The sequence below is a fragment of the Erwinia sp. MYb375 genome, assembly GCF_037479175.1.
GTDB classification, from domain to species: Bacteria; Pseudomonadota; Gammaproteobacteria; order Enterobacterales; family Enterobacteriaceae; genus Erwinia; species Erwinia rhapontici.
In genome coordinates this window covers 286,095-292,906 of the sequence record NZ_JBBGZS010000023.1, presented here as the reverse complement: position 1 = coordinate 292,906, position 6,812 = coordinate 286,095, and the positions used below count along the sequence as shown (strand labels likewise).

Here is a 6,812-nt window from a genome sequence, read left to right as displayed (position 1 = left end):
TTTTTTTGGGGGGGGGGCCGGGCCCCCCCCGGCCCGGGGGTTTAACGTTTCGCGTACGCCGCCGCGTTACGCCCTGCCAGAATCCCGAAGATGATGATATCGGCGACGGCATTACCACCGATGCGGTTAGCGCCGTGAATGCCGCCGACCACTTCGCCCGCAGCCCAGGCGCCGTTAATCACCTGTTTCTGCGCATCCAGCACCGCGGTGTCGGTATTAATGGTCACGCCGCCCATCGTATGATGCACGCCCGGAGCGATACGGATAGCGTAGTACGGCCCCTTGTTGAGCGGATGACGCAATGCGGTGGTACGGCCGAAGTCTTCATCCTTCTGCTGTTCAACAAACTGATTGTAGCGACCCAGCGTGGTTTGCAGGGTTTCCTGGTCCATATTGATTTTTACGGCCAGCTCGTGCGGCGTGGGTGCACTGATCACGAAGCCTTTGGCGATGTACTCATCGGCGGCTTTGTTATTCGCACGCACCTGGTCATCAAAGATAATCCACGCACTCTTCTCTGGCAGCGCAATAATCTCGGCGGAGACTTTGTCACGGGTTTCCATTTCGTTGTAGAAGCGCAGGCCGGCCTGGCTGACCAGAATGGCACCGCCGCCGCGAATCGCTTCCGAAATCAGATAAGACGTGGTTTGTTCCACGGTCGGGTGAATCTGGATTTCGCCCATATCGACGGTATCCGCACCAATATTTTGCAGCATGGCGATGCCGCTACCGGTGGCCCCTTTGTGGTTAGTGGTGACAAAGCCATCCAGCTCAGGACGATATTTCACCACCATCTCACGGTTGGCGCTGAAGCCACCGGTCGCCACAATGACACTTTTGGCATTCAGGATGCGGGTGTCGTTATATTCGTCGACCACTTTCACGCCGCTGACCGCGCCATTTTCCAGCAGAATTTCCGCCACAGAGGTTTCCAGCAGCACTTCGATATTGCGCTGGTTAATGTTTTTCACCAGGCCGCTAATCAGGAAGCCACCGACCGCAGAACGGTCAGCCGGACGGTGCGTACGGTCAATGCTCATGCCGCCGGTGATGGTGATATCGTTCAGCTCAATACCGTTAGTCGCCAGCCACTCAATGGCTTCGGGTGCCAGGTTAACAAACTCGCGCAGCAGTTCCGGGTTGTTCTTAAACTTGCCGCCTTTGAGCGTTTCTTCATAGAACAGTTCTTTGTTGTCCTCGATGCCTTTCAGCTTCTGGAAGCGGGTTTCCGCGGCGTTCATCCCAACCGAGGCTTTAATGGTGTTCCCGCCAATGGTTGGCATTTTCTCGATGATTACCACATGCGCGCCCGCATCGCTGGCCTGAATGGCCGCCGCCAGGCCGCCACCGCCGCTGCCGACCACGACGACATCGTAGTTCTGCGGGGCTTGCGGGTTGCCCCCCTCTTCAATGACATGCTCTTTGCTTGAGGTGGCCATGGCACGGGAGACGGCTTTTTTCAGCGCCTCACTCTGTGTGGTGGCACCCGTCACAGCATCCACGTGCGGACTGTTCGCCACCAGCATACGGGTACGCAGGCTCTCAAAGGTGGTGGTGAAGTCCACGTCAAGGGTGTCATCCGGCACCAGTGAAATATCGGTAATACGGTCGGTATCCAGGGTGACACTGATTTTCAGTTTCAGCGCTTCGGCTTCCACTTTCTCCTGGTACACCCCTGCTTTATATTTACGGCCACCGGTGCTGACGTCACGGATCATGGCGTCAACCAGTGAGAAGCGCCACAGCGGTTCAGGAATGTTCAGCGCTTCACGCTGGGTGCTGTCGATAAACAGTTCAAGATGATCGTTTTTAATAATGCGATCGGCCCAGTCCGGGTAAGCAATACAGGCTTTACCTACCGCGACCAGGTCAAAACCGTATTCCAGCGCCTGTTCAGCGTCCGCTTTGTTGATCACGCCGCCCACGCCAATCACCGGCACTTTTGCCAGCGTTTCTGAACGTGCAGCCAGGTATTTGGTGATCAGTGGCGTCGGATCTTCGCGATCAACAATCGAGGAGCGCAACAGCTGCCCCACAGAGAAGTGCACGTAGTCCAGACCGCGTGCAGCCAGTTTTTCCAGCAGATACAGCGTGTCATCAAAGCGAATGCCCGGGACTTCAATTTCTTCCGGTGAGAAGCGGTAACCAATGATGAAGGATGTATCCGCAAAGCGCTCTACCATTTTATGCGTTATTTCAAGCACCTCCAGAGGGAAGCGCGCACGGTTGTCGCGGCTACCGCCCCATTTGTCATCACGCTGGTTGGAGTTCGGTGAGTAGAACTGCTGGATCAGGTAAGTGTTGGCACCGTGGATTTCCACGCCGTCAAATCCGGCTTTAATCGCGCGGTTAACCGCATCACCAAATTTGGTGATCATCACATCAACTTCTTCGGCGGTCAGCGCCTGCGGGGTGGTCGCTCCATCACGCGGTGCAGCTATGGCACTTGGCGCGACCGGCGTGCGTCCGCCAATCAGTTCCGGCTCAACCATACGGCCGCCGTGATAGATTTGCAGAATAGCTTTAGACCCTTTGGTCTTGATAGCGCTGGCAATTTTCGCCAGACCCGAAATCTTGTTATCGCTGTCGATAGCAATGGCCCCCGGGAAGGCCGGGCCTTTCGGGTCGATGAAGCAGCACTCAACAATCACCGTACCTATGCTGCCGGCACGATCGCGGTAATACTCAACCAGTTCACTGGTGACGGTGCCGTCGTAGAAACCGGTACAGGTGGTCATCGGCGCCATCAGCAGGCGGTTCTTCAGAACCGCCCCGTTTGGCAGGGTCAACGGGTTCAGAATAGGGGTTAGCGTATTCATTAGGTGTACTCCAAATTAAAAGTTTTGAATTCTTTAGCGGGCAGCTGTTTATTATTTATATTAATAGCCCGACGTCATGATGCTAATATAACAATTTCTTTAGCTATATAATCGATAACTTTAATTATTTAACTTTTAAATAAACGAATACTTTTTATTTACCCGAAATGCTACAAATAGTTTTATTAATTGTTAACTAATGAACACAAAAAATCAACCTATCGTTTACAGAAAAATTATAATCAATAAAATCATATTCTTACTAAAACAAATCTGACTTTACTGGAAATAAAATGTACACTAAGATGAAGATTAAGCCTCTTAAATGAAAACAACGCTTAATAAATGATAGCCAGTTGTTAAAAATAAAAGGGTGCTGCAATTTTTATTGATCCAGATCAAAGTCTATATTTAAGGATGTCGCATTATATTTATATCAACCCAATAAATAGATGCTTTTTCATTGGGAAAAGACGAAAACGACTTCAAGATTCACGGTAGAAAAACTAAATAAATAGAAAAGAAAGTAAAAAAATCAGTTATAACCTACCGGGACACTTAACGAATTCTTATTAACTTGCAGACTAAAACTATGAAACAGACATCTATGGTCAGTGAAACCGCAAAGGCACCTCCTGCCGCTGCGGGGCAAAAAAAACGCCTGCTTATGTTGTTCCTGCCTGTACTGGTTGCGGTGTTACTGCTACTGGTGCCGGTACCTCAGGGGCTGGAACCTCATGCATGGTACTTCTTCGCTATCTTTGTGGGGGTGATTGTTGGGCTGATTTTTGAACCCCTGCCTGGCGCGGTGATCGGCCTTACCGGCGTGGTGGTCATCGCGCTGTTCAGTCAGTGGGTGCTGTTCAGCCCGGCAGAACTGGCCGACCCGAAATTCAAAACGGCCGCTCAGGCATTTAAATGGGCCGTCAGCGGATTCGGTAACTCTACCGTGTGGCTGATCTTTGGCGCCTTTATGTTCGCCGCGGGTTATGACAAAACACAGTTCGGCCGCCGCCTGGCGCTGATTCTGGTGAAATATCTGGGGCGTCGCAGTCTGACCCTCGGTTATGCCATAACCTTCGCTGACCTGCTGCTGGCCCCGTTCACGCCGTCCAATACCGCACGCAGCGGGGGCACAATCTACCCGATTATTGCCAACCTGCCGCCGCTGTATGGTTCAAAACCTAACGACCCCAGTGCCCGTAAGATTGGTTCGTACCTGATGTGGGTGGCGATTACCGCCGCCTGTATCACCAGTTCGATGTTCCTGTCGGCGCTGGCCCCTAACCTGCTGGCCCTGGCGCTGGTGAAAAGTGTGGTGGGCTTTGATATCTCCTGGGGGATGTGGTTCCTGGCCTTCCTGCCGTTAGGTCTGTTACTGCTGTTGACCATGCCGCTGCTGGCTTACTGGCTTTATCCGCCGGAAGTGAAGTTCAACGATGAAGTGCCGCGCTGGGCCATCAGTGAGCTGGAAAAACTGGGCAAACTGACCCGTAACGAAATCCTGCTGCTGGTGTTTGTGGTCTCCGCCCTGCTGATGTGGATCTTCGCCACGGCCTGGATTGAACCGGCCATGGCTGCCCTGCTGGTCGTCGTGCTGATGCTGTGGACTGGCGTACTCAACTGGAATGACATTACCAGTAACAAACCGGCCTGGAACACTTTCGCCTGGTTTGCCACCCTGGTGGCGCTGGCAGATGGCCTGGCACGCGTTGGCTTTATCGCCTGGTTGGGTAAAGAAGGTGGGACGCTGCTGCAAGGCTACGACCCGCAAGTCTCCGCCGTGGTGCTGATGATCGCCTTCTTCCTGCTGCACTACCTGTTCGCCAGTACCACTGCGCATACCACCGCGCTGTTACCGGCCATGCTGACCATTGCCGCCTCGATTCCGGGCATCAATATGCCGGTGTTCTGCCTGATGATGTGTACCTCACTGGGCCTGATGGGCATCATCACCCCTTACGGTACAGGTCCAAGCCCGATTTACTACGGCAGTGGTTACCTGCCAACCAAAGACTACTGGCGTCTGGGTACCATCTTCGGGGCCTTCTTCCTCTGCGCCCTGATGCTGATTGGCTACCCGTGGATGGTGATGATGTTCTGATGCGCGCTTAACGGTTAATCACGCACTCAGACATGCAGTTGTTGCAACAATGTTATACCATTCCTGACCTGCCGACCTGACTCAGGGTCGGCAGGAAAACAATAAAACAGATATCGCCATTAATGTTGCCGAGCCTCCGCATCCGAGAAGGAGGGCAGCACATCATTAAGTGAGAGCACAATGTCGAAAAAACCTTTCCATTATCAGACCCCGTTCCCTCTTGCAAAAGAGGATACCGAATACTACCTGTTAACCCGCGATCACGTTTCCGTGGCCGAATTCGACGGGCAGGAAATCCTGAAAGTAGAGCCTCAGGCTCTGACGTTACTGGCGCAACAGGCGTTTCATGATGCCTCATTTATGCTACGCCCGGCCCACCAGCGCCAGGTGGCCGCCATTCTGGCCGACCCGGAAGCCAGTGAGAACGATAAGTACGTTGCCTTGCAGTTTTTGAGAAACTCCGAAATCGCCGCCAAAGGGATCCTGCCAACCTGTCAGGACACCGGCACCGCGATCATCATGGGTAAAAAAGGCCAGCGCGTCTGGACGGGCGGCGGTGACGAAGCCGCCCTGGCGTTGGGGGTGTACAACACCTACACAGAAGACAACCTGCGTTACTCGCAGAATGCCGCGCTGGATATGTACAAAGAGGTCAACACCGGCACCAACCTGCCTGCGCAAATCGACCTCTATAGCGTTGACGGTGATGAGTATAAATTCCTGTGTATGGCGAAAGGCGGCGGTTCAGCCAACAAAACCTACCTGTACCAGGAAACCAAAGCACTGCTCACCCCGGGTAAGCTGAAAGAGTACCTGACTGAGAAAATGCGCAGCCTCGGCACGGCCGCCTGCCCGCCGTACCATATCGCCTTTGTGGTCGGTGGTACGTCCGCCGACAGCACGCTGAAAACCGTCAAACTGGCTTCAACACACTACTACGACGAGCTGCCAACCGAAGTTAATGAACACGGCCAGGCCTTCCGTGATGTGCAACTCGAGCAGGAACTGCTGCTGGCCGCACAAGAGCTGGGCCTGGGCGCACAGTTCGGCGGTAAATACTTCGCACATGATATCCGCGTCATCCGTCTGCCGCGCCATGGCGCATCCTGCCCGCTGGCGATGGCGGTTTCCTGCTCCGCTGACCGTAACATCAAAGCGAAGATCAACCGCGAAGGCATCTGGATTGAAAAACTGGAAGATAACCCAGGCCAGTATATCCCTGTCGAACTGCGCCAGCAGGGCGAAGGCGATGTAGTGCATGTTGACCTGAACCGTCCGATGAAAGAGATTCTGGCCCATCTTTCTGAGTATCCGGTTTCAACACGCCTCTCTCTGAGCGGCACCATTATCGTGGGCCGTGATATTGCTCATGCCAAGCTGAAAGAGCGCCTTGATAATGGCGAAGATCTGCAACAGTACATCAAGGATCACCCGATCTACTACGCAGGGCCGGCGAAAACCCCGGAAGGTTATGCGTCCGGTTCCCTCGGCCCGACCACCGCAGGCCGCATGGACTCCTACGTTGACCTGCTTCAGGCCAACGGCGGCAGTATGATCATGCTGGCGAAAGGCAACCGCAGCAAACAGGTGACGGATGCCTGCCATAAACACGGCGGTTTCTACCTCGGCAGCATCGGTGGCCCGGCGGCGGTGCTGGCACAGCAAAGTATCAAAAGTCTGGAGTGCATTGAGTACCCTGAGCTGGGTATGGAAGCCATCTGGAAAATCGAAGTCGAAAACTTCCCGGCCTTTATTCTGGTCGATGATAAGGGCAACGACTTCTTCGCTCAGATCCAACAGAATCAGTGCGATAAATGCGTGAAGTAACCGCCTGAGGCGGCATTCCCCTCCGCTTCAGGAGGGGAATGCAATTGTCACGAAAACGTCAT

Annotated in this window: 3 protein-coding genes; 2 read left to right on the top strand and 1 reads right to left on the bottom strand. The window is 53.7% G+C overall.

What is annotated here, in order from left to right; all coding sequences use genetic code 11:
• Positions 1 to 41: 41 nt before the first annotated feature.
• A complete protein-coding gene (locus WH279_RS14340; protein ID WP_339457459.1) occupies positions 42 to 2,819 on the bottom strand; it encodes a flavocytochrome c in 2,778 nt (925 codons plus the stop codon).
• A 592-nt stretch (positions 2,820 to 3,411) separates the two neighbouring features.
• Here WH279_RS14340 and WH279_RS14335 point away from each other — a divergent pair.
• The gene (locus WH279_RS14335) at positions 3,412 to 4,923 is read left to right on the top strand and encodes a DASS family sodium-coupled anion symporter (RefSeq protein ID WP_133843393.1); all 1,512 of its coding nucleotides are present in this window, start codon (positions 3,412 to 3,414) and stop codon (positions 4,921 to 4,923) included.
• 180 nt (positions 4,924 to 5,103) lie between these two features.
• Positions 5,104 to 6,750, top strand: a complete 1,647-nt coding sequence (gene fumA / locus WH279_RS14330) for a class I fumarate hydratase FumA (protein WP_339457457.1) — start codon at positions 5,104 to 5,106, stop codon at positions 6,748 to 6,750.
• The last annotated feature ends 62 nt before the right edge of the window (positions 6,751 to 6,812 follow it).